16 protein-coding genes are annotated in these 26,174 nt (G+C 46.9%); 12 read left to right on the top strand and 4 right to left on the bottom strand.

The features are described from left to right. Nucleotides 1-98: 98 nt before the first annotated feature. The 9 genes from MKX75_RS26945 (at nt 99) to MKX75_RS26905 (ending at nt 14,068) form a co-directional block, all read left to right on the top strand. Complete coding sequence (locus MKX75_RS26945) at nt 99-2,162, top strand: molybdopterin oxidoreductase family protein (RefSeq protein WP_339167513.1); 2,064 nt, start codon at nt 99-101, stop codon at nt 2,160-2,162. A gap of 185 nt (nt 2,163-2,347) precedes the next feature. After that, a complete protein-coding gene (locus tag MKX75_RS26940; RefSeq protein WP_339170614.1) occupies nt 2,348-3,571 on the top strand; it encodes an MFS transporter in 1,224 nt (407 codons plus the stop codon). 277 nt (nt 3,572-3,848) lie between these two features. Then, on the top strand, nt 3,849-5,396 hold the full coding sequence (locus MKX75_RS26935; protein WP_339167511.1) for a response regulator: 1,548 nt from the start codon (nt 3,849-3,851) through the stop codon (nt 5,394-5,396). 228 nt (nt 5,397-5,624) lie between these two features. After that, a complete protein-coding gene (locus MKX75_RS26930) occupies nt 5,625-6,590 on the top strand; it encodes an ABC transporter permease subunit (RefSeq protein ID WP_062836891.1) in 966 nt (321 codons plus the stop codon). 15 nt (nt 6,591-6,605) lie between these two features. Beyond that, nucleotides 6,606-7,475, top strand: coding sequence for a carbohydrate ABC transporter permease (locus MKX75_RS26925; RefSeq protein WP_339167510.1), 870 nt, complete (start codon nt 6,606-6,608; stop codon nt 7,473-7,475). A gap of 27 nt (nt 7,476-7,502) precedes the next feature. Beyond that, nucleotides 7,503-9,152 carry an ABC transporter substrate-binding protein gene (locus MKX75_RS26920; protein WP_339167509.1) on the top strand — a complete coding sequence of 550 codons (1,650 nt, stop codon included), beginning with the start codon at nt 7,503-7,505 and terminating at the stop codon, nt 9,150-9,152. 92 nt (nt 9,153-9,244) lie between these two features. Further along, nucleotides 9,245-11,002: a sensor histidine kinase gene (locus tag MKX75_RS26915; RefSeq protein ID WP_076332487.1), complete on the top strand. Its 1,758-nt coding sequence runs from the start codon at nt 9,245-9,247 to the stop codon at nt 11,000-11,002. Further along, the gene (locus MKX75_RS26910; RefSeq protein ID WP_339167507.1) at nt 10,999-12,291 is read left to right on the top strand and encodes an ABC transporter substrate-binding protein; all 1,293 of its coding nucleotides are present in this window, start codon (nt 10,999-11,001) and stop codon (nt 12,289-12,291) included. The genes MKX75_RS26915 and MKX75_RS26910 overlap by 4 nt, the downstream gene beginning before the upstream one ends. 196 nt (nt 12,292-12,487) lie before the next feature. Then, nucleotides 12,488-14,068 (top strand): hypothetical protein, encoded by a 1,581-nt coding sequence (locus MKX75_RS26905; protein WP_076332489.1) that lies wholly within the window; start codon nt 12,488-12,490, stop codon nt 14,066-14,068. 52 nt (nt 14,069-14,120) lie between these two features. Here the strand turns inward: MKX75_RS26905 and MKX75_RS26900 are convergent, their stop codons facing one another. The 3 genes from MKX75_RS26900 to MKX75_RS26890 all read right to left on the bottom strand — a co-directional run bounded on the left by MKX75_RS26900 (nt 14,121) and on the right by MKX75_RS26890 (nt 18,697). Further along, on the bottom strand, nt 14,121-15,833 hold the full coding sequence (locus MKX75_RS26900) for an ABC transporter ATP-binding protein (RefSeq protein WP_339167505.1): 1,713 nt from the start codon (nt 15,831-15,833) through the stop codon (nt 14,121-14,123). 78 nt (nt 15,834-15,911) lie between these two features. Further along, complete coding sequence (locus MKX75_RS26895) at nt 15,912-16,940, bottom strand: iron-hydroxamate ABC transporter substrate-binding protein (protein ID WP_339167503.1); 1,029 nt, start codon at nt 16,938-16,940, stop codon at nt 15,912-15,914. Between the two features lie 110 nt (nt 16,941-17,050). After that, entirely contained in the window at nt 17,051-18,697 is a 1,647-nt protein-coding gene (locus MKX75_RS26890) for an AraC family transcriptional regulator (RefSeq protein WP_339167501.1), read from the bottom strand. Nucleotides 18,698-19,458: 761 nt separating this feature from the next. Between MKX75_RS26890 and MKX75_RS26885 the strand changes: the two genes are divergently transcribed. From MKX75_RS26885 to MKX75_RS26875, 3 genes are all read left to right on the top strand, one after another. Then, the gene (locus tag MKX75_RS26885) at nt 19,459-20,448 is read left to right on the top strand and encodes a LacI family DNA-binding transcriptional regulator (RefSeq protein WP_062836900.1); all 990 of its coding nucleotides are present in this window, start codon (nt 19,459-19,461) and stop codon (nt 20,446-20,448) included. A gap of 161 nt (nt 20,449-20,609) precedes the next feature. Next, nucleotides 20,610-24,002, top strand: coding sequence for a cellobiose phosphorylase (locus tag MKX75_RS26880; RefSeq protein ID WP_076332493.1), 3,393 nt, complete (start codon nt 20,610-20,612; stop codon nt 24,000-24,002). A 231-nt stretch (nt 24,003-24,233) separates the two neighbouring features. After that, nucleotides 24,234-24,857: a class I SAM-dependent methyltransferase gene (locus MKX75_RS26875; protein WP_339167500.1), complete on the top strand. Its 624-nt coding sequence runs from the start codon at nt 24,234-24,236 to the stop codon at nt 24,855-24,857. A 77-nt stretch (nt 24,858-24,934) separates the two neighbouring features. Here MKX75_RS26875 and MKX75_RS26870 read toward each other — a convergent pair whose 3' ends face one another. Further along, nucleotides 24,935-26,161, bottom strand: a complete 1,227-nt coding sequence (locus MKX75_RS26870; protein WP_076332495.1) for an MFS transporter — start codon at nt 26,159-26,161, stop codon at nt 24,935-24,937. Between the last annotated feature and the right edge of the window lie 13 nt (nt 26,162-26,174).

Below are 26,174 nucleotides of genomic sequence, written 5' to 3'. Positions count from 1 at the left end.
GCGGTGAATATTGGGCAAAAATATACTGTTCTCTTTACGTATTAACCTCGAAGAAGATATGATATAGGGATAGTTTTTTAAAGAGGGGGAGCCATACGATGATCGATCAGGAGAATGGAATTTTCGCAGCGGTATGCCCGCTCGATTGTCCGGATACTTGTGGTCTGTTACTACATAAAGAGAACGGTAAAATTGTGAAGGTGGCAGGCAACCCGGATCATCCGATCACCAAGGGTGCTATTTGTAATAAAGTCAGAAATATGACCGAGCGGGTGTATCACCCTGAGCGTTTACAATATCCGATGAGACGTGTAGGAGCCAAAGGGGAAGGTAAGTTCGAACGAATGAGTTGGGATGAAGCGATTCGCGAGATTACGGCCCAATTCACTGCATTGTCCGAGACTTACGGCCCGGAGAGCATCCTGCCCTACAGCTTTTACGGTAACATGGGCATTCTCGGCGTAGACGGCATGGACCGACGTTTCTTCAATGCGCTTGGTGCGAGTGTACTGGAGCAGACGATTTGTAATGCGGCCGGGAATACCGGCTGGAAATATACGATGGGCGCCAACCATGGAACGGTGCCGGAAGATACGGAGCATGCGGATCTCATCCTGGTATGGGGCGGGAATATCGTCAGTACGAATATGCACCAGGTTGTTTACGCGGAGAAAGCCCGCAAGAAAGGCGCCAAGATCGTCGTCATCGACGTTCATCGTAATCGTACCGCGCAGTGGGGCGACTGGTTTATTCCTTTGTATCCGGGCACGGACAGCGCACTGGCGCTGGGATTGATGCATGTGCTGTTCGAACGGGGACTGACGGATGAAGCGTTTATGCAAAAGTATACGGTGGGACATGAGGCACTGCGTGATCATGTCCGCAGTTACACCCCTGAACGTGTTGCACGCATTACTGGCGTGCCGGAGGAAACCATTGTGGAGCTGGCTGAACTATACGGCAACGCACAGGCAGCTCATATTCACATTGGCAATGGCCTCCAGCACCATGATAATGGGGGCATGAACGTGCGTAGCGTCGCATGTCTGCCTGCCATCACGGGGCAATGGCTGAAGCAAGGTGGCGGTGCTGTTCGCACCAACAGCTACGCGAGCACGAATAGCGACGTGCTGGAACGTCCGGAGCTGCGGCAGAATCCGGAGCCGCGAGTGGTGAATATGAACCGGATTGGTGAAGCGTTGCTGGAAGCAGAGCAGCCGATTCGGGCTATGATGGTTTACTGCAGCAATCCACTGGTGGTGGCACCGGATACCGAGCGGGTGGAGCGAGGTTTTGCACGTGAAGATCTGTTCACGGTTGTGCATGATCTGTTCATCACGGATACGGCGAAATATGCAGATATCGTATTGCCAGCCACATCTTCATTTGAAGCGACGGACCTGTATGCCTCCTACTGGCATCAGTACGTTCATCTGCAAGAGCCGGTCATTGCACCGATTGGGGAGAGCAAGAGCAATGTGGAACTTTTTTCACTACTTGGGCAAGCCATGGGGTACGATCCTGCAATCTTCGGAGAAACGCCGGAACAGATGATTGAGGACGCACTTCAGGGCACAGGCAACCCCTACATGAATGGAGTCACGTTGGAGGGATTGAAGCAACATCGATTCGTGAAGCTGGATATGTCGCCACATACTGCATTTCTGGATCAGCTGCCCACGCCTTCAGGTAAAATCGAATTGTATTCCGAGACAATGGAACAGAGAGGGCTACCGCCGCTCCCTACTTATAGTGCTTTGGTTGAAGGATATGATGGGGAGAATCCGGCTGGACCTGCCGCTACATATCCATTGATGTTCCTATCGCCGCCTAACCATAATTTCCTGAACTCCACCTTTGGCAATTCAGCCAAACACCAACGTTTGGAGAAGATGCCTCTATTGCAAATGCACCCCGAGGACGCCATTCGTAGAAACGTGGAGGATGGAGATGCTGTAGTGGTATGGAATGATCGTGGGCGCATCGAACTTACCGCCAAGGTGAGTGAAGCCATGTTGCCGGGAACCGTCATCAGCCAGGGTTTATGGTGGGACGGGGACGGCAAGAAGCAGCGAGCGAATTCGCTCACGTCCAACCGATTGTCGGACATGGGCAACGGGGCTACCTTCTTCTCGGCCACTGTCGAAGTGAAGCGTCAATGAGTGTGCTTGCAGGGTGATTTTTTTGAGGTAAGATAAACAAAGAACAATTTGTATCAGGATCTAAAGAGCAATAAAAGTAACACTTTCAAAGGCCTTCGCTCTGGCTGGTTATGCCGTCAGGGCAAAGGCTTTTTTTGGTATGGTAACACGTTCTGTAGCGTATTAAGGAGAATGAATTAGAGATGATGAGATGGCTGGATAACTATCCAAAAGAAGTGAGAATATTTTTACTGGCAAGTTTGGTTAACGCAACCGGCAGTGCATTGATGTGGCCGCTGACCACCATGTATGTGTTTGATGAGCTTGGAAGAACGATGGCCAACGCCGGTTTTGTGATCCTCATTCAGTCCCTGGGTGGCATCTTCGGACAATTGCTCGGAGGTTCGTTGTATCACCGGGTGGGCGTGAAGAAGCTGATCATTGGCTCACTGGCGCTTAATGCGTTAGGTTTGTTTGCGTTGCCCTGGATTAGCGCGTATTGGGTCATATTTATATGTGCTATGGGCTGGATTGGCCTGTTCAGTTCATTGTCGCTGCCAGCGATTCAGGCCTTTATTGGCTTCCGGTTTGCGGAGCGACGCGGTGAATTATTCAATATTATCTATGTAGCGAACAATATCGGGGTGGCGATTGGTACGGCGTTGAGTGGTTTTCTGGCTGACTTTTCCTATCATCTTAGCTTTGTACTGAACGGGGTAACCTCAGCTGGGTTTGCGATGTTCTTCTGGTATTATCTGTCGCGGGTTGAACCGGATCAGGGGGAAGTGCATCTGACGAAACGCAAAACCGTTCCCGATGGGCCGGGCGTTTGGGCATTGCTGGGCAATACCCGGTTATATCTGTTTATGAGCTTGGGCGTGCTCTTCCTGTTATTCGGCAACTCCATCTGGAACACAGGCGTGTCCCCGTATATCATTTCTGAGGGTATGGAGAAAAGAATGTACGGTCTGCTCTGGACCCTGAACGGGGTACTGATCTTTGTGGGCCAACCGTTTACCAGCTGGGTGAAACGGACCATGGCCCGTACCTCCACGGCCCAGATGACCGCGAGTGCGGTATTCTATGGCATGGCCTACATTGTCATGATTACCATGTACAGCTATCCAGGCATGGTGCTCGCAATGGTACTCGCTACGTTTGGAGAGATGTTGATCTCCCCTGCAACACCTGCATTTATCTCGGAGCATGCCGGCAGGGCAGCCCCTTTTTACATCGGGATATCGGGTGGGATCGGTGCGGTTGGACGGGTTATCGGGCCCTATGCGATGGGGGTTATGTATGACAAACAGGGACTTATTCCTGTAGCGTGGTTGGCAACAGGCACAGCGGCGATTGCGGTACTTGGTTTTGTATTGCATGCGGTGTTGAACCGCAATCGTGAAGTGAAGGAGTATGGGATGGATACGTAATGTTGTAATGGCATAATAATCTTCCCGTACCCTGATGATAATTGATATGAAGCAACCTAAACCTTCCCCCCTGTAGGGGGGGAGTTTTTTTATCTTTGCAAGGACCCGCTCCAATAGCCGGTGACATACGAATGATTTTCCCGATGAGGTGAGACAGGACTGTTCAGATACCCGACTTGTTATGCTTCAATCCCATGTCAATCAACGTTCTTTCCTCTATTTGTGCATAATGCTCATATAATAGAATGAACTGGTTAAAGGCAGGAGGGTGCATACGATGTACAAGGTTTTGTTGGTCGATGATGAATTTATAATCTCGGACGGGATCTCCAGCGTCGTGAACTGGTCTCGATTAGGAACAGAACTGATCGGCATTGCTCAAGATGGTTTGGAAGCGCTTGCTAAGATCGAGCAGCAACGCCCGGATATCATCATCTCGGACATTCGCATGCCGGGAATGGATGGTTTACAGCTGGTAGAAGCTGTGGCCGAGAAGTATCAGGATATCTCGTTTATTATGCTCACGGGTTTTACGGAGTTTGAATATGCGAAGACGGCCATGCATTATGGAGTGAAGCATTATTTGCTCAAGCCCTGCAGTGAAGAGCATCTCGTACAGGCTATTAGTGAATTGGTCAGTGAGAAGCGAGAGTTGACCGATCAGGAGTGCTTTGTGCAGTCGATCCAATATAATCTGGAGCGTGTACTGCCGCATGCCAAGGAATATTTTCTGAAAGAGCTGGTCACCAACAGAACGTACGGCCTCAAGGAATGGAAATATTTCGAGGAATTGTTCGATGTACAATTTCAGGATCAACGTGTGCGATTGCTGTTGGTAGAGATTGAGGGGGATCATGAGTATTTGCACTTGTTCGCGGTGAAGAACATTGCCGAGGATATTTTTCATAATCCGATCTTAAGTACCACGGTTGGTGGGCATGTGTTATTGATGATGGAGGACAAGTTGTCTGAAACACAGTTGTTCCATAATATCGATGAGATTCGCGCCACATTTACCCGATATTATCATGATGATCTTACGATTGCGCTGAGCGAACCAGGGGATCTTCCACAGGCACGACAATTGTACATGCAGACGCTGGTGTATCTCAATTACCGCTTTTACCTCGGTGAGGGCAGTCTCATTATGGAGCGGGATGTCTACTCTCCCGGAGAACGCATTCTTCCTGAATTCGAATACGATCCGGAGCGGATGGTTACTGCAATCAAGGCGGGACACTGGCAGGAAGTGGGATCAGAGCTGAACCGGATGTTTCAGATGCTTGCCAGCTTGCGATACGATATATCCCAAACAAAGTCCTATCTTATTCAGATGTTTATGGAGATGATTCGACTCAGCGGCTCTGCCGAGATGAAAAGCTATATGGACCAGTTGCCGGGCATGATTGAATCCAGCACGCTGCATTCTTTTCAACAGTTTCTGCTTGCTGTCGCCAAGGAAATCACCCTTCGCCGTTACGAACAACACCGCTCCAGACAATCGCAGATGGTAGGCAGTGTGAAACAGTTGGTAGAGAAGCGCTACAGGGACGAGACATTAACACTCCAGTCCATCGCTGGGGAAATATACATGAATCCAGACTACATCGGCAAAATGTTCAAAAAAGAAACCGGTGAGAAATTTACGAACTATGTGTTAAGCTACCGCATCCGCAAAGCATTGGAACTTCTGGAGCAGGACGGGAACTGCACTGTATCCTCGCTTGCCGAGCAGACAGGGTTTGGTGCCAACTGGCCGTATTTCAGCAAAATGTTCAAGAAATACACGGGCTTCTCCCCTTCCGAGTATAAAAAAGTACCCTAAGACAGCGTTGCTGTCTGCTTCTACATAGCTAATCTTTATATCCGATCTACATCTAATCTGTGATCGGGCCCTGTACGCCATTCATCGGCAGCAGGGTCTTTTTTTGTCGGACGGAACTCGGTTTTGAACATCCATTTAACGGAAATGAGCATGGGAAGAAAAGGCGCTCGCTTCTATCATTAGAAGTGTCATGTTAGTGAATCAATACCGAGAGTGGAGGGCGAGTGGATGGAGCTGAATCGAAGCCGGGGGATTGAACCTGGGCGTTTGAAGCCAGCTGGCAAATGGAGTTCGGTGAAAAAGGAGCTTGTCCGCAACAGATACGTATATCTGATGCTCGTACCTGTTGTAGCCTATTATCTGATCTTCAGCTATGGGCCGATGTACGGGCTGCTGATGGCATTTCAGGAATCCTACAGCCCGGTCAAAGGAATCTTGGCAGGCGAATGGGTCGGGTTTGACAATTTCACCATGTTTTTTGAAAGTTATTATTTCTGGCGACTGATTAAGAACACACTGATTTTGAGTTTTTACAGCATTGTGTTTGGTTTCCCGGCACCGATTATTCTGGCTTTGTTACTGAATGAAGTACGGAAAAAGTGGTTCAGAAGCACGGTGCAGACGATCAGTTACATGCCCCATTTCATCTCGGTTGTTGTCGTGGTTGGAATGTTGAAAACGTTCTCATCTCTGGATGGTGGATTATTTAATGTCATTCGTGACTTTTTCGATCTGCAGCCGATTATGTTCTTGGCGGAGAAGGATATGTTCCGTCCGATGTACATCCTGTCCAACATATGGCAGGGGGCAGGCTGGGCTTCGATTATCTTTTTGGCAGCGCTCAGCGGGATTGATCCGCAACTGTACGAGGCTTCCAAGATCGATGGTGCAGGTCGCTGGAGACAGCTGCTACATATTACACTGCCGGGCATCATGCCAACCATTGTGATCATGTTAATTCTGCGCATGGGGGCGGTGATGAACGCGGATTTTCAGAAAATATTGCTGATGCAAACGGCACCGACCTATGAGACATCGGATGTCATCTCCACCTTTGTTTATCGATCCGGTATTTTGGAGGGCAACTATACGTACTCAACGGCCATCGGACTTTTCAATGGCGTCATTAATTTCGCGCTGCTTATTATCGCGAATGCGATCAGCAGAAAGCTTAACTCAACCAGTCTCTGGTAATTGGAAGGTGAAGCGATGAAACAGTCTATAGGGGAACGACTTTTTGATGTTTTTAATACACTGCTGCTCGTGGTGATCATGATTTTATGTTTTTACCCGATGCTGTACGTGTTCAATTCTTCAATCAGTGATCCGGATCAGATGCTTCGTTCCCGGTCACTCATGCTCATTCCTGAAGGTTTCCAGCTGGGCGCGTACAAGTCGGTATTTCAGGATACTCGCATATACACGGGATATATGAACACCTTGTTCTATGTTGTGGTGGGTACGGCCATCAATCTGCTCATGACTTCACTGGCTGCATATGGGCTGTCACGCGGTGATCTGATGGGCAGAAAAACGTTGATGAAATTAATTACGTTCACGATGTTTTTTGGCGGTGGCATGATTCCAACTTTTCTGCTAATTCAGAATCTGGGCATGGTGGATACCCGTTTCGCGCTTATTATTCCGGGTGCCATCAGTACGTTCTATTTCCTCATTATGAAAACAAACTTTGAAGGCATTCCAATCAGTCTGATTGAATCGGCGAAGCTTGATGGTGCCAATGACTTTCTGATTTTGTTCCGAATTGTACTGCCTTTGTCGAAACCGATCCTGGCGGTCATGATGCTGTATTATGCGGTTGACCATTGGAATGATTATGTCGGACCGATGCTCTACCTGCGCAGTCAGGAACTATATCCGATCCAGATTATTATGCGTGATATTCTGATCAGCAGCAGTACGGAGGCCATGGGCGCTGGCGCGGATACCGGCTTTGCCATTGGGGAGAACATCAAATATGCGACCATTATTATCTCCACGCTGCCGATTATGCTGGTATATCCGTTCATCCAACGTTATTTTGTTCAGGGTGCCCTAATCGGTGCTGTGAAACAATAAAAAATGTATCCTATGGAGGCGAATTACGTGAAAAAAAGAATGGGGTCTATCCTGTTGTCATCGCTACTTACCATGTCTTTACTGGCGGGCTGTACGGGTGATAATGAACCAGGTAGCGCAGAGCCAGCAGAGGGAACAGAACCTGCGGTTCAGGCGTTGACCGAGATTCCGCTACCGATTACAAGTGATCCTTTTACCATTGATTACTGGCGCGCCAATGATGCCAAACTGACAGCTTCCTTGAATAATTTTGGCGATATGGCAGCTTATAAGGAAAAGGAGAAGCTGACAGGTATCCAAGTGAAGTTCACACATCCTCCGCTTGGACAACAGCGGGACCAGTTCAATCTGCTGATCTCCACGAAGGAGCTGCCGGATGTCATTTATTATAACTGGGCGGATGCCGTTGGCGGACCGGAAAAAATGATCAAGGACGGTCGAATCATTCGGTTAAACGAACTGATCGACAGTTATGCACCGAACTTGAAGCGGATTATTGAATCCGATCCAGATGTGAAGAAGCAGATTGCACTCGACGATGGCACGATCTATATGTTCCCGCTACTGAAGCTGGATGCACTGAAGCTGAACGCCACTTCCGGTTTAATTATGCGCCAGGATTGGCTTGATAAATTAAATCTCAAAGTACCGACCAACATTGATGAGTGGTATACGGTGCTTAAGGCATTCAAGGAACAGGACCCGAACGGCAACGGCAAGGCTGATGAGCTTCCTTTCACCGGAAACTGGGGTCCGGGTAACCTGACCAAGCTCCATGATTTTGCAGCGGCTTTTGGCGTAATTGGCGGCTTCCAGATGAATGGGGACAAGGTGGAATTCGGACCGATTCAGCCGGGCTACCGTGATTTCTTGGAGACCATGGCTAAGTGGTACAAGGAAGGGCTGATTGATCCAGAGATCATGACTAATGACGGTAAAGCATTTGACTATAAAGTTACCAGCAATCTCGCAGGTGCATATCAGGGTGGCGTGTTCAGTGGTATGGGGAAATATTTTAATCTGATGAGAGATACCGATCCGAACTTTAACGTGACTGGCGTACCATGGCCTGTATCTCAGGATGGAACGTCCTATGCGACATTTAATCTGGATGCTAAAGTGTTGACTTATGGTGAGGCGATTACGGCTTCCGCGGACGAAGACAAACTGAAATATATTGTACAGTGGATGGACTACAACTATAGCGAAGAGGGTAGTGATCTGTTCAACTTTGGTATAGAAAATGACAGCTACGTTCGCGACGGGGAAGGTGTCAAATTCACAGAGACCATCATTGATAATCCGAACGGTCTGACGTATGACCAGGCACTGGCTTCCTATGCCTTATCCATTATGGACGGTCCAATCAATCAGGATAGCCGTTACCTGGATGCATTATTATTTGACGATGGACAGCGTGCGGCGAATGCGGAATGGATGAAAGCAAGCTCGGCATTAACACTTCCACCAATTCGTTTGTCAACAGATGAGGTAAGCACAAGTACATCCATTATGAGCCAGGTGAATACGTATTTAAATGAGACGATGACGGCCATTATTAGCGGACAGAAGCCAATCACCGAATTTGACACCATGGCCGAAACAATCAAGAGCATGGGCATTGACCGGGCGATCGAGGTTCATCAGGCGGCCTATGATCGATATCAGTCCAAATAATACGTGAGAAATCGAGCGCTAAATCTTTGGGAAAACCTTCCTGTATGTGATATACCTAGTAGTATCACGTGGTTCAAAGGAGCGCTTTGGTCATGACAGCCTACCGCAAACTGAGCATCAAAATGAAAATGTTTCTGATGATGTTGTTCATGATGGCGTTTATCATCATCCTGGCGTTTGGGTCCTTGTACTATACGTACTCGGTGTATGACAAACAGTTGTTTGATAAGTCGTCCCGACTGCTGAACCTTTCCTCGTCTACAGTGGATGTTGAACTTCAGAAGTTGGAAGCGTTATCATTAAACATGATCTCTGATACTCAAATTCAAAGGGCCTTGAAGTCGTTGCTGGATGACGATAGCGCATATTCAAGCTTTATTGAACGGAAGAAGATCACGGATCGGCTATGGGAGCATATTAGTGGGGCTGCACGATATGTGCAGTCCGTTCATCTGATTGATTCGAGGGGAAGAGTCAATAAGTACGGCGAAACACTAACCGTATCCCCGGAAAAATATGATCGGATGATTGAGGCTGCGGAGCAGGCGAATGGTGCAGTGAGGTGGCTATACCCGGATGATGATGATCCGATGCTGGTTATGGTGCGTCAAGTGCGAGCCTACGAACCGATGACTCTGGAGCCGGTAGGCATACTGTTTCTGCGTATTAATATCGAGCGGCTCGTTGAGGAGTATGCGGGTATTGATAGCCAGGACAGTGACATTATTTTAAAAGCAGGCAGTGATGTGGTCTATCCATATCGCCAGCTTTCGGAAGCGGTGTCCGCCGGACTGAATCCACTTCCAGGCAGCGGGGGATATGAGATCAAAAATCTGGATGGGAGGGAGATATTTCTTTCCCAGAAGAAATCTGCTCACACCGGCTGGGTTTATTATAATATGGCCTCATATGATGAAATTTTTGAACGTATTATATGGTTGAAAAATAGTTTGATTGTCGTTTATCTTATCGCCATTCTGGTTGTCCTCGCGCTTGGTATGGTGTTCGCACGCAGTCTGACGAGGCCGATCAGGCAGCTCATCAGTCAGATGAAGGAGGTTCAGTATGGGGATCTGGAGAACATAGATGCTAATCTGACCATTCCCACACACCAGCACATGGATGAACTGGGGTTACTACAGCGTACGTATCGACTGATGATTACACATATTAATACATTGATCAAAGAAAATTATGCAAGCCAACTGGTCATCAAGGAAACCGAGTTCAAGGCATTACAGGCGCAGATCAATCCTCACTTTTTGTATAATGCGCTGGATTCAATCCATTGGCTTGCCAAAAAGAACAGGCAGGAGCAAATCTCCAGTATGGTGCTATCACTCGGATATTTGCTGCGTTCCTCCATCAGCTTCAAACAAAATATCATTACCATTGCAGAAGAGCTGGAGATCGTCAATCATTACATCACCATTCAGACCTACCGTTTCCGGCAGCGGCTGGATTTCCGTATGGATGTGCCTGCTTCATATCTGGGTTGTGCCATTCCAAAGTTAACCCTACAGCCGCTGCTGGAGAATGCCATTCAATACGGTTTGGAACCACAGGTTGGATCATGTCTGATTCGAGTGTCTGCCGAGATATCAGGTGGCAAGCTGGCCCTTATCGTGGAGGATCACGGTCCCGGTATGGAGCCCGAATATGTGGAGCAAGTGCTTCGCGGAGAAGTGAAAACCAGAGGAACAGGCATTGGCCTGCTGAATATCAGGGAGCGGGTGCGTCTGGCTTTTGGCGAAGAATATGATGTACTGCTGGAGAGCAAGCCAGGGCTTGGAACGAGAGTAACGGTACTGCTGCCACCCCCATCACCAGGTAAGGAGGAGAGGCTGTGAGAAGATTATTGCGAACAATAGGCATGATCTGCCTTATGCTGACTCTTCCTGGCTGCGTGAACCAGTTGAATCAAAGACCAGGTATGATAGTGGACGAAGAGCCGATTACGCTGCGCATTGCTTGGTGGGGTGGGGAGTTCCGCAACAATGCAACGATAGCCGTTATCGACCTGTATGAGAAGTTGAATCCACATGTGAACATTGAGTACGAATATAGCAGTTTCAACGAGTATTGGAGAAAACTTGCCCCGCATGCAGCAGGTAATGCGTTGCCCGACATTATCCAGATGGATATCTCCTATCTGTCCCAGTACAGTTCGCTGCAACTGTTGGAGGATATGACCCCGTACATGCAGAGTGGGCTGATTGATACAACGGATATTGAGAAGGAACAGCTGGAAAGTGGAAGCCTGAATGGAAAAACCTATGGCCTCAGTTTGGGGGTAAACGCTATGCTCAGCATCTATGATCCGGAAGTGTTAAAGGCCAATGATATTGAATTGCCAACGGATACATGGACATGGGCGGATTTTGACCGGATGGGCGAGCAATTGCTGGGGAAAGGCATCTATCTGGGAACCTATTTTACGCCCGAACAGTTTTTTGCGTACTACTTGAGACAGTATGGTTCCAAGTTGTACGCCGAGGATGGCAAGGGATTAGGCTATGAGGATGATGGGCTGTTTGTTGATTACTTTGGCAGGATGCAGCAGCTCGCGGAGAAGAAGCTTATTTTTGCACCGGATATCTGGACCTCAGATATTGGTCAGCCTGATAACGACCCGTTTTATCTGGGAGAGGCTTTGTTTAGCTGGGGGTATTCCAACCAATTTATCAGCACCACTCAGCGTTATGGCAAACCCTTAACCATCTCCCCGATGCCTGGGCCAAACCGCCAGGATGGATTGTTCTTGAAGCCAGGCATGTTTTTCTCCATGGCGGGTAATTCCAGACATAAGGAGGAGGCGGCCAAGTTCATCAGCTTTTTCGTGAATGATTTGGATGCCAATCTGCTGCTCAAAGGGGAGCGGGGTGTGCCCGTCTCATCCAGTGTCAAAGAGCGTATGAAGCTGGTGGTTGAACCGGAGCTGGCGCAGGTGTTTGACTATATTGATTGGGTTGCAGATAACAGCAGCCAGATGGACCCGCCTGATCCTGTAGGTGCACCCGAGGTCACTGCGGTATTGCGAGAGTTGTATGATCTTCTGCTGTTTGGCAAAATTACGCCTGAGCAAGCGGCAAAGGATTTTCGTGAGCGGGCAAACACAATTTTGAATGGGAAGTTATAAGAATGGACTAGATCATATATGTATATAATGGGCTTGGGGCTGTTGTCGTTCACAAGCTCAACCTTCATTCTACTCGGGTGAGGGTTTTTGTTATGGAATGGTGTATATTTCCTCTAGTATAATAAAAATGGGTAGTCGTCTATCTGTAGATCAGATAGATTCTATCCATATATTATTGGATGAGGAGAGTCAGGACATGTCCATACATCAGATAGGTCACAAGGTGTCTTTTGCTGATATCAAAACGAAGTTGCCTCAGGAAAGTTGGATGTACACTCAGAATGAAGCGCACAACGGTGAATTTGAAGCCGAGGAAGTATGGTTACATTCTGGTGACCTTCATATCAGTGAACTGTTGTTGGATGAAGGACCTTTTTTGATCTTGGTTGAAGGAAATCTGACAGTGGATCGTTATATTGGAAATACAAGTTCCGACGCGGCCAGTTCAAATCTGGTTGTACTTGGGAATCTCATAACGCCCTATATGATCGTGGGTGGGCAGGAAATATATATTACAGGTAATCTCTATGTGGAGGATATGTTCTGGGGGGATTACAACCATGGAGAATTGACAGTGAGAGGGAATGTAGAAGGTGGATTGCTGGTAAGTACCGAGCAATATATGATTCAGGTTCAAGGACAGCGTAATGTGAAGCGTCAGCTTGAAGAATGGGAGGATCTCGGACCATGGCAGGGCTTTGACATGTTGGCGTTATTGGTTCCTGAATGTGTGATTGATGAAGATACAGAGCCGTTTCCTTGGCGAGAAGAAATGTTAAAGAGGCTGCAGCAAGGACGACCTGTAATCAACCGAAAGTACATTCACGCTGATGAATCAGAGCCAGATGTGCCGGATTGGTTCGAAGATCATCGTATTACCGCTGAGAACATAGAGCGTCTTACTCATCCATCTTTGTTGCCTGTAAGAGAGGAGGATGAGTTACTCAACAGCTATGAATTTTGGTTGAACGAGCAATTTTGCCGAGTATCGGTCTATGGAGATGAGCACACGGAGGGGTATTTCCGCAGTCTTTATTTTCAGGATGACCATAACTGTGCATTGTTGCTTAAGATGGAGCCATCAAATCAAGGTTCCAACTCTCCTGATAAACATATCCTACAACCGGGTAAACCTGTCTGGATGATCTCAGGTGCATATCGTTATCTGCACAATGAGAATTCGGAATGGAACGTATTTTCGGAGAACTCACCTGCTGATATTCAGCAGTTAAGCGAGCAAGGATGGAGCACCTTGTTGCAGTCTGTATCGAATTATCAGTATGCCCGTTCCTTAATTTCGCATCAACTGATCCGTGATTTATTAGCTTTGCCGATCGTGGAGCCATATGACGATTATTATGATGACGACCGGCATGGGCTGTGGATTGGAGACTTGTATTATGCATTTCGACAAGCAGGTCAGCTGAGTGATGGTGTTCCCCAGCCCGCTATGCTACGTATTGGAAGAGAGTATAAGGATACTCAAGGGGAGACGCAGGTGGAGAAATACTATTATACCCTGCACCAACATGAGGACGGCACGGAAAGTGTGTTGATCGAATACTCGGCTCAGAAGGACGAGGATGAGGAAGAAGAACCGGTGTTGCTTGAACTTCATTATATAGGCGGCTCTCAATTACTACATGCCGTTCAATTGCTCGAACATGGACGCCAAGTGCTCATTCAAGCAAATGAGGATTTACTGAATGGGGAGCTGCCGTACGCTGCTGAATCATTTGCGAAGCGATTCTGGAAATCAAAAGGATACCTGAAATGAATAAAACAACCTTCACCTCTAGTTCTGAGGGAAGGTTGTTTTGTCGTTGTATTTACCCAAACTGGGCTTGATGCAGTCGGCTGTACGAGCCTTTACGCGCGAGCAGTTCTTCATGGCTTCCTTGTTCAGCGACACTGCCGTTCTCCACCACCACGATACGATCGGCGTGTCTAATGGTCGCCAGTCGATGGGCAATCACCAATGTCGTACGGCCTTGAGCCAGCTCGGACAACGCCAGTTGAATAGCAGCTTCTGTCTCGGTATCGAGTGCGGAGGTGGCTTCATCCAGAATGAGAATGGGCGGATTTTTCAGGATCATTCTTGCGATGGATAGACGCTGCTTCTGTCCGCCGGACAGTTTCACGCCACGTTCACCAATCATGGTGTCCAGTCCGTCTGGCTGGGATTGTACCAGCTCTTCCAGTTGGGCTCGGCGAATGGCTTGCCAGATTTCTTCATCGGAAGCATTCAGTTTGCCGTATGCAATATTTTCACGAATCGTTCCATCAAACAGGAAAATATCCTGCTGCACAATCCCGATATGGGAGCGCAGTGATTCCAGCGTCATGTCCTTCACCGGAATGCCATCGATGGAGATATGTCCCGCATCCACATCGTAGAAGCGTGGGATCAGGCTGCATAACGTCGTTTTACCTCCGCCCGAAGGTCCAACCAGAGCCACCGTCTGGCCTGCCTGAACATCCAGATTGACCTGAGACAGCGTAGGTTTGTGTTCTCCATAAGAAAAGGTAACGTTATGGAAGGCAATATCGCCTTTCACGTCTGGAATGGGTTTCGCCTGTGGTGTATCTTCTACATCAGGTACAGCTTCAAGAAGCTCCAGGTAACGTCTGAATCCGGCGATGCCTTTGGGATACGTCTCGATGACAGAGTTAATCTTCTCGATCGGTCCGAGGAATACATTGGATAACATCACAAAAGCGATGAATTCCCCGTAAGTCATACTGCCTTGAATGACAAACCAGGTTCCGCACACCAGTACAAACAGGGATACAAATTTCATCAGGATAAAACTGAGTGAAGAGTTCCAGGCCATGATGCGGTAGGTGATTAGTTTGGTGAGTCTGAAACGTTCGTTGTTCTCAACGAAACGTCCTACTTCATGTTTTTCATTGGCAAAAGCCTGTACCACACGGATGCCGCTCACATTGTTCTCAACCCGTGCATTATAATCGGCGATATCCGCAAACATGCGCTTGAACGCCTTGGACATTTTGCGACTGAAATACAGCGACAGGTAGATCATCAGCGGCACAATGATGAACGTCATCACAGCGAGCTGCCAGTTAATCCCCAGCATTATCCCGAAAGCTCCGGCGAGTGTCATAAAGGCGATAAATAAGTCCTCGGGTCCGTGATGCGCGATCTCACCAATATCCATCAGATCGTTGGTCATGCGGGAGACCAGATGTCCGGTCTTATTGTTATCGAAGAAGCGGAAGGATTGCTTCTGAACACGCTGGAACAGTTCACGCCGCATATCGGATTCGATGTTAATGCCGAGCTTGTGGCCCCAATAGGTGACAGCATAATGGAAAAAGGAACTGAGCAGGTAGATGCCGAGCAATCCGACACACGCCGCCAAGATCATGGACCAATTGCCAGCCGGAAGCAGTTGATCGACCACCCGGTTTACGGCGAGTGGAAAGGCCAGCTCCAGCAGCGCAGCGGCGATGGCACAGGAGAAGTCCAATATAAAGAGCCTTTTGTAAGGGCGATAATAAGACATAAAACGGCGAAGCATATGTAAGTCCTCCTTGATATGACACAAATGCCCGAGCAGGCAGATCAGCCTATCCGGACACCTGTATTCATGCTTATGTTATTTACGGTTTTGCTCGGCACGTTCTACGATCATATCGGCGAATTCTTCAGCCTGACCTTGAATTGCAATCGGGTCGAAGTACCAGTAACGGTCCTCCAGTAGTTCGTACACCTGATTGTTTTTCACAGCCGGCAGGGATTTCCAGATGGAATCACCTTGGTAATTTTTATTGTTTTCCCCAACGGTCAAGAAGATATGATCCCCTGCATAATCACCAACGACTTCACGCGAAATCTCTTTCCATTGGGTATCACCCATCAGTTCTTTTTTGGTAATTTCGAGTGGAGCAAGTCCCAAAGCGCGGTATACCGCCTGTCCTCCTCGACCAAAGTTATCTCCATATCCATAATAACTCTTGTCGGATACTTCAAGGATGGAGAAGGTTTCCTCCGGTTTGATGACGGTTTGCACCTTAGCACGAGCGGCTTCAATCCGTTCATCGTATGTTTTTAGCCAAGCTTCGGCCTCTTCGGATTTGTTCATCAGCTCTCCGAATCCCCGGATTTCGTCATATACATTGGTGAATGTACCATAAGGGATGACTACGGTAGGAGCGATTTTTTGATAACTCTCAATCTCGCTGGCCTGGTCGGAGTAGGTAATGATCAGATCCGGGTTCATGGCAATGACCTTCTCCATGGATACTGCCGCCCGATCACCGATACTCTCTATGCCCGCCACTTGATCCGCATAGAACGGGTTTTCCAAATAATATTGAACAGCACCAACAGGTTTTACACCCAGTGCAAGCAGATCACTTACGTACATATCCGTAACGATCCGTTTCGGTTCAGCCGGAATCTCAACATCCCCGCTTAATGACTTGTAGATTCGTGTAGCATTCGAATTGTCTGAACCAGATGACGTGTCTGTGTTCGTCTCGGAAAAGGCTGTTGTCGTTTCGGTTCCCGCTGCCGTTGTCTGTTCAGTGGCAGTCGAGCCTGTTCCGCTGCTACAAGCAGCCAGAATCATAATGATGGCGAGTATAAGCAGCAAGCCGGAAAAGCGTTTTTTTGCAGCAAACATATTCTTGTTCCCCCTGTATATAATCAATAATGATTATTATTCTCATTAATAACATAGAGGAAGATGTGATATTTGTACATGGACAACTATGATCACTACAGCATGGACAATTATGATGTGAGGTGACGCATGATATGCTGCAACTGCTCCATAACGGACAGGGGATCAAATCCATAGAACATGTCGGCATCAATCTCGTATACATGTCCTTCACGAACGGCGGAGAGGGTGCCCCAGGATTCCTGATTCAGCAAGTTGTTCAGCATTTCTCGTTCGGCAGGTTCCTCAGGATAGGCTACAAACATGTGATCTGCGGCGTACAAGTGAATCTCAGACAATGGAACATGAACGTACCCTGTGAGTAACTGCCCGTCCTGCTCCATCCGTGACGGTGGAGTGAAGCCCAGCGATTGATACAGCACATGAGAAGCCCTGCCCCAGCCATGACCATAGATATAAGCCCCATCCTCTCCAATCATAAACATGCAAACGGCGGACCCTCGTGTCCCTTCCATCCATTGATCCAATGTATGATTGGCCTCTTGCTCAAGTTGATGATATCGATTTAACAACGTCTGTGCATTGGACTCAAGCCCTGTGATTCGGCCCAAATGAAGGAGCTGCTCCTGCCAATCGAGTTCCTCAAAAGGCATCAGAATGGTCGGTGCGATCAGACGTAGTTCATCGGAAGCGGGATGCGGTGCATAGCCTACAATGACATCGGGCTGAGTGTTTGCAATCAGATCCGTATGTTTAACCAGGTCATATTCGGAATGTTGCTCAAATGGTTCATGACCATCCTGACCATGTTCACCCAGTTTCTCTTCCATCCAGCTGGCTACGGCGCCCATGTGGGGAGTGTGGCCCAATGCCAGGAGCGAGGCTGTATAATTGTAAGTCAAAGATACAATTTTTTTGGGCATTTTCCGGTAGTGTGTTGGTGCTGCTCCAACCATCTGTTTGAATTTGCGGCTCAGATAGAAGGTGTCCCTGTAGCCTGTCAGTTGTGCTATTTCCTGTAGAGTAGGGTTCGCGAACAACAGATGTTCCTGAGCCATCCTGATTCTGAGACGGGTCACATATTCAACAAACGTAAGACCTGTATGTTTCTTGAACTCCCGTGAAAAATGCTCAGGACTCACATTCGCATCGCGTGCCAATTGTTCGCGGGTCAGCGGATGGGTATACATCTGATGGATATGTCTAAGCACAGCATCAAGCCAGGAGTGATCTTCATGAGCAGAATGAGCCACATGATCCCGCAAAATTTCCAGTAACTCATAGAAAAGCATATGTGGCCTGAAGGGGGTGGAATCACGGCCTGCCGTACTGGCTTGAACTAATTCGACTGCCCTATCGGTGAGAGTACGACTCGCAATGGGAGCTGGTATCCCGAACGGCCAGAACAGCTGTTCATTTTCAGTGGAATCAAAAGCAATAGCAATGCCTTGTATTGGCGACAGGGAACCTCGCTTGTTCTCGTGCTGAAGCAGGCTTCCAGCTTGGCGAATCACTGCGGAGCCCACATTTAATGTCAGTTTACCCTCTGCACTGATCAGCCTGGCCTGTCCAGCAGTAATGACGTATAGTACATGAAGGGTGCTCCACATCTCATCTGTACGGGAGAACGCCTCACGGTCGTGAAGTTGCACCAGATGGCGCAGCTTGAACAGGGCATCGGGGATGGACTGAATCTTCTGCAAGGAAACGGGGCGGGACAGCGAGTTTTTATGATAAATGGGCTTGGATATATTCATTGGATAACTGTCTCCTTACATAAGTCAGCAGGGGCATCTTTCGTCTCATGCCCTTGGTGTACTGGTGTAATTCTCAAATCTCGATTATTATGCAGTATATACTATAAACGAAGTAACGTGGATGGACAGAATGAACAATTCAACTTTTTCTGTGAAAAATAGATAAAGTGGTTGAAATCGCTATCAACACCGACTATAATGAAAATGTCGAAACGTTTCAATCTGGCGTTTACTGCCAGTTTCATTGTGTTAGGCACGAACTGTTTATAGAGCGCCAGATTGAAAGACGCGTCATAACCATCAATTATGTATGAGCTGGAACGGGATTCATTCAACCCTGGTGCCATAAGGATGGAAACAAGGATTTTTTTTGAGAACACCTCGAAACGTTTCGATTGATGGCTACTCCATTGATATGTAAAAAGATCAATAAACGATAATACAGGATTTAGTGGTTGTTCTAACCATGTATCGTATAAAATGTGGGTAACCTTGAATTTGTTTTTTATAGGTTCAACTAAACTTTTTACGCGAGAACGGAGAGGACAGAAATAACGTGAAGAAGCGAAGCGTTCGCCTAAAAGCTTTCTGCAAGAAAGCTACATCGGAAGCATACGCTATCCCCTGATTTTCCCTTTGAAGAAGGGAATTAAAAAAAATCTGGGGATAACAGCGATCGGAATGTTATTCTGTCATCGGAGTGGTAAGTGTAAATATTCTTTAGTTGAACTTATATATAGTTTAGAAGGAGCGAACGTGGAATGGCAACGATTAAGGATGTGGCAAAGCTGGCAGGTGTAGCACTCTCGACTGCTTCCTATGCGCTGAGCGGGGATAGCAAGGTTAGTGCCAAGACCAAGGCTAAAGTGCTTGAGGCAGCACGAGAATTGAATTACCGCAAGAACGGCTTTGCCATGGACCTGAAGCGGAGCCGGACGAACACGATCGCTTTGATCCTGACAGATCTGTCGGGCCCGTATTACTCGGAGTTGATCCGCAGTGTACAGGATGTAGCTCTCGCGAACGGGTATGACCTGATTGCGTGCAGCTCCATGGGTGGACGGGATTCAACGGCAGTACGATTTTTGCGTGAAAAAAGAGTAGATGGAGCCATTGTCCTGGCACATAACATTCAAGATGATATTCTGGTGGAATCTGCCGGTCATCGCTTTCCCATCATCGTGATGGATCGTCAGCTGTCGAGTGACCATCTGGTCAACGTGCTGGTGGATGGAGAGCAAGGTGGTTACCTCGCTACCAGTCACCTGATTCAGGCAGGACATCAGAAGATTGCTTATATCAGCGGCCCAGCCAACTCGTATGACAATGCGCTGCGTTACCAAGGGTATCTGCGAGCGATGCGGGAAGCGGGACTTGAAGAAAAGTCCAAATGGCGTCTGAACGGTAACTTCGTACGTGATGGCGGATACAGTGCAACCAAAATGATGATCATGCAGGGTGAGCTCCCCTCAGCTGTATTTTACGGTAACGATGAGATGGCGATTGGCGGCCTGAAAGCATTGGAAGAGCGTGGCATATCCGTGCCGAATGACATTTCCGTAATCGGATTTGACGATATTCAGTTGTCCGAATATGTTCGTCCACCGCTGACAACGATACGCCAACCGAAGCATGAAGCTGGGTCGCTCGCCGGACATCTGTTATTCCAGATGCTCAATGGCGAAGCGGTAGATCCATCGTATACGTTAACGATTAATATGATCGAGCGCAGCTCTGTACGTTCGGTCTAGACCGAGTCTGAACAACAAAGACTGCCTGCATGCTGAAGTAAAAGTTCAATGATGGGGTTATCGTCCGGACGGGCTGTAAAAGGCCGGTTTGAAGAGGCCCCTATTCTTTTTCAGATTTATCGAAACGTTTCGATTCTATACTAATTCAAGGAGTGAACCTTATGACAACGATGATTAATGAACCGATCCGGTTGAGTGCCGGGGAGTTATCCTTTACCTTTTTGAACAGTGGAGACCTGTACCAGGCTACATCTGGTACAACGATGTTGAACCAGTTGCTAAGTAACCAGATTGATGGATCTCTAAATAACCTGTACCTACGTGTACACGAGGGAGAGAACATCAGCTCGTTCCCGCTACTCGGTGTACGTTCGAATAGCAAGGTGATTACAAGCAAAGCACAGTCCAGCAACCAGTTGATCTGGGAGGGCACAGTTCAGCTGGAGGGCAGTGAACAAGGCATTGGATACCAAGTCGTATTTACGGCTACACCACAAGGTGTCTGGTTCTGGGATGTGAAGCTCACAGGACAACAACACAACGTAGACGTGGTATACGGACAGGATGTAGGTCTTGCTGATCCAGGTGCGGTACGCAGCAATGAAGCTTATCTGTCACAATACATTGACCATACGGTGTTTGAAGATGAAGCGAAAGGTTATGTGGTATGTTCCCGTCAAAACCAGCCTCAGGGCGGTGCATTTCCGTATATGCAACAAGGATCCTTGACTAAAGCAATCGGTTATTCCACAGATGGATTCCAATTCTTCGGTCTGTCGTACAAGGAAACGAATCAACCAGAGAGCTTGAATCGCCAGACGCTTGCGAATGAGACGTATCAGTATGAATTTGCCTACACGGCATTGCAATCTGAACTGCTGAATCTGAACGGAGAAGCTCAGGTGGTCTTTTATGGACTGGCGAAGCCTAATCATGCCGAAGGAATCTCTGCACTGGAATTCGGAGATGAAGTTACCGCAGCATGGAATGAAGTACAGGCTCTGACTGTGGAAAACGGTGATACGTTGGAACAGGTGAAACTGTCCTCCTTCCTGGGTGAACCACTGGTTACGCTTGATCTGACACAAGATGAGATTCATGATCTGTTCCCTGATCGTCATCAGGAAGAGCACAGTGGTGAGGAACTGTTATCCTTCTTCACAGGCAGCTATGAGCATATCGTTCTAAAAGCGAAAGAATTGCTTGTGGAGCGTCCACACGGTCACATTCTGATGAGTGGTGGCAACGTGCAGCTTGGAGCAAAGGTTATTACGACGACATCGTATATGTACGGTATTTTTAACTCACAGCTCGTTATTGGTAACACCAATTTTAATAAAATGATCAGTAATGCCCGCAATGCATTGAACGTGCCGAAGACGGCGGGACAACGCATTTATGTGGAAATGGACGGACAATATCGTCTGCTGACGATGCCTTCCCTGTTCGAGATTGGCTTCAACTATGTACGTTGGATCTACAAAACGGAATCCGATACGATCATCGTGACCAACTATACAGGGGCACATACTACGGAAGTAAGCATGAATGTGCGCTCCACAAGTGGCACGGCATACCGTTACCTGGTAACGAACCAGATTACGATGAATGTGAATGAATACGAGTATCCGCTGCATATGACGCAGGACGGCGATACTTTGATCTTCAAGGCTGATCCACAAGCGATCAGTGCCGGAACGTATCCGGATCTGCAATACCGCATGTCGGTGGATGGCGCGACTGTAAATGTAGGGGACGAAACGCTGCTGGCAAGTGGTATCCGCAGTGGGTCTGCATCTCTGGTAACGCTTAGTCTGGAAGCAAGTGCTGAATGGACGCTGAAGGTACAAGGAGTACTGGAAGGTCAAGCGGATAGCGGAGTGGTAGCAGGATCAAGCCTGACGTTCGAAGAGGAAGTACAGGCATATCGCGAGTTCTTCGCAGGTGTGATGAACGGGTTCCGTTTGTCCCGTGGCGAAGGTCAGAGTGCAGAGGATCTGTTCAAAGTTAATGCGCTGGCGTGGTGGTACACCCACAACATGCTGGTTCACTACTCCGTACCTCACGGTTTGGAGCAGTACGGCGGCGCGGCTTGGGGTACACGGGATGTGTGCCAAGGTCCGGTGGAGTACTTTATGGCAACGCAAAAATATGAGCAAGTTCGCGATATCATCAAAATGGTCTACACTCACCAATACGAAGATGATGGCAACTGGCCGCAATGGTTCATGTTTGATAAATACTTTGCAATTCAACAGGAAGAGAGTCATGGCGACATCATCGTATGGCCGCTGAAAGTTCTGGCGGATTACCTGACAGCGACTCGCGACTATGCGATCCTGGATGAGAAAGTACCTTATACCGTCAAGCATAGCTTCGGGTTCACGGAAGAGACGGCAACTGTACTGGATCACGCGAAAAAAGAGATCGAATATATCCGTTCGCACTTCCTGCACGATACGTTCCTCTCTTCCTACGGAGACGGCGACTGGGATGATACGCTCCAACCAGCCAATGCACAGCTGAAGCAATACATGGTGAGCAGTTGGACGGTGGCATTGACGTATCAGTCCGTGAATGTGCTCTCGCAAGCGTTGAAATTCAAGGATGCGGACTTTGCACAGGAGCTTGACGTGCTGGCTCAAGGCATCCGTGAGGACTTTAACCGTTACATGCTGGGCACAGATGTGATTCCAGGCTTTGTGTATATGGAAGAAGCTGACCAAGCGAAGCTGATGCTTCACCCAACGGATACAGAGACAGGCATTCAATATCGTCTGTTGCCAATGACGCGCAGTATGATCGGTGAATTGCTAAATGCGGAGCAAGCAGAGTCACATTATGCATTGATCCGTGAACAGTTCCTGTGCCCTGATGGCGTGCGTCTGATGAATCGTCCGGCTCAATATGCTGGCGGAGTAAGCACACACTTCAAACGTGCAGAGCAAGCATCCAATTTCGGACGTGAGATTGGTTTGCAATATGTACACGCCCATATTCGTTACGTGGAAGCGATGGCGAAGCTCGGCAAGACAGATCAGGTGTGGAATGGTCTCGCGATGATCAACCCGGTTGGTATCGGCGAGGTTGTGCCTAACGCGGAGATTCGCCAAGCGAACTCGTACTTCAGTAGTTCGGACGGTAAGTTCAATACACGTTACGAGGCACAGGAGCATTTTGACCAGCTTCGTAAAGGGACTGTACAGGTGAAAGGCGGATGGAGAATCTACTCCAGCGGCCCTGGAATCTACATGAACCAGCTGATCTCCAACGCGCTTGGCATTCGTCAAGAAGGTGGCGATCTGGTCATTGACCCGGTATTGCCAGCTGAGCTGAATGGCATGCAATTCGAATTCGAGTATGCGGGTGAGCCAGTGACGTTCATTTATCATTTGAATGAAGGTGCTGTGAGCCGTGTAGCGGTGAATGGCAAGGATATTCGTACCGAGCGTACAGCGAACCGTTACCGTCAGGGCGGGGTCTGCATCTCACTGGATGAGTTCAGACAAGCACGTAGTGCAACTGAGCGCACGGTTGTTGATATTTATATGTAATGCTATGTAAGTTGTAAAGGTGATCTATCCCTATACGATCTATCTTAAAATGCATCCTTTAGAATGCTCATTGGATTCTTCTTTATCCAATGAGATACTGGGGGTGCATTTTATATTTTTTGTATTAAATAACAAAGGTAAACAATTCTTTTTGTAGAATTATATTTTAGTATTAATCTATTCTAGTTTAGTTCATGGTTGTAAAATTCCATCACAAGGGGGGGAGCGTTAATGGGGTCTTATTGGGAAGATAGATTTGAAATGGAAGGAAGAATTTGGGGAGAACTACCTAGTGAAATGGCATTTAAGGCAATATCACTTTATAAGCAGTTTAATATAAAAAAAGTACTCGTTTTAGGGGCGGGATATGGGCGGAATACCAAGGAACTATCTAACTTTTTTGATGTAGATGGAATTGAAATTTCGTCAACTGCCATCAAACTTGCACGGGAATTTGATACTAAATCTAACTTTATTCATGCTTCCATATTTGATATTGAATTAGAAGAGAGATATGACGCTATATTCTGTTACAATCTTCTTCATTTATTCAAGCAGAACGAACGAGATTTAATCATAAACAAATGTATTGAACTTCTTAATGAAAATGGAGTAAGCTTTTTTTCTGTATTTTCAGACGAGGATAGCAACAATGGAAAAGGAAATCAGATTGAACCCTGTACATACGAATATAAAAAAGGGAAGTATGCTCATTTTTTTACGGAGGATGATTTAATGGAGCACTTCAAACACTTTACCATTTTGGAGACTGGCCATCTCAAAGAGCAACTTTTTTATACACATCAGAGTAGCACATGGATTAGCTTAAGATATATTAGTACTCTCAAGAAATAATTTAAGATGTGGCTATCACTTGAAAAATAATAGCTAAGAGGATGGCATTATAATACAGTGCTATCCTCTTAAAGTAATCAAAAAGAATTATTGTGCTCGATTTTGGTTGTATTTCTTTCGAATTTAATACGATAAAATACAGTACCGATCAAAGTTAAAAAAACCATGGTAACGAAAAGCCCCGATCCACCAAGCTGATTCAATAAAAAACCACCTAGAATTGGTCCTATGAATTTTCCGAAATACAAAAATGATTGAGCACCGTAGTATGTACCTCTTAGATGATCTGGTGCTATTCTGTCTACCATAGCACTGGCAGCAGGGAAATATAGAATTTCTCCTACTGTGAACACAAATATAGATATAAGAAGAAATACTAAATTAGGGGAAAAGCAAAAGCCAATATATCCGATTGATATGAATATATTACCTAAAATAATCGCAAACAGAGAACCTTTGCTTTCAATCCATGAAGTTAAAGGTATTTGGAAAATTACTACTAATAGTGCATTAAGGCTCAGCATGATTGCATAAAACTCAATACCATTCACGAAACTTTGATTTAAGTATTGTGGAAGAGTTGAATCTAATTGAGAGTAAGCAATAGTCACAATAATACCACCGATCAACAATCTGCGAAAATACGAATCTCTCATTATAACTTTCGCAGCTGATACAATCGTAACAATTTCTTTCTTCGTCTTATTGATCTCACTTATATTAAATAAGCGTAATAGGAGAGATAATGAAACGGCATACAGAATATAAAACAATCCAGTAAATAAGAACGCTACTGAACTTTCCTCAAGAGCTATGTAAGCTCCCAATAATGGTCCAATTGTTACCCCTACATTTATAGCGAGATACCTCATAGAAAAAATACGAATTCTTTTTTCACTTGGCGCAAGATCAGACATCAACGCTTGAGCCACCGGCTCAAAAAAAGTGCGACATAGTCCATTAAGAATATTTAGGATTAAGAAAATTAAAGTAGCATGCGTGTAGAAAAAACCAATAAAGACAAGTCCCCATATATAAAGAGCCAGTAACATGATCCTTTTACGTCCAAACTGATCAGACAATACACCACCAAAAAAGCCACCAAAAGCACTTGATAATGCTCCTGCACCAACAATGAGACCAATCAAAATTGGGTTTAAATCGGTTTCTTTACTTAGATAAATGGCTAAAAATGGAATACTCATAGCATTAGCTGCTCTAGCAAGTGCTGTACCAATCAATAGTATATAGATCATAGGGTGGAATCCTCTTAAATCAAGCAAGCTTTTCTTAATAGAAGTCATCAAGTCGATCCAC

Origin of the sequence: Paenibacillus sp. FSL R5-0341 (genome assembly GCF_037975235.1) — a bacterium.
GTDB classification, from domain to species: Bacteria; Bacillota; Bacilli; order Paenibacillales; family Paenibacillaceae; genus Paenibacillus; species Paenibacillus amylolyticus_A.
Note: the sequence above shows the minus strand (reverse complement) of the source record. Positions and strands in the feature narration are given on the sequence as shown.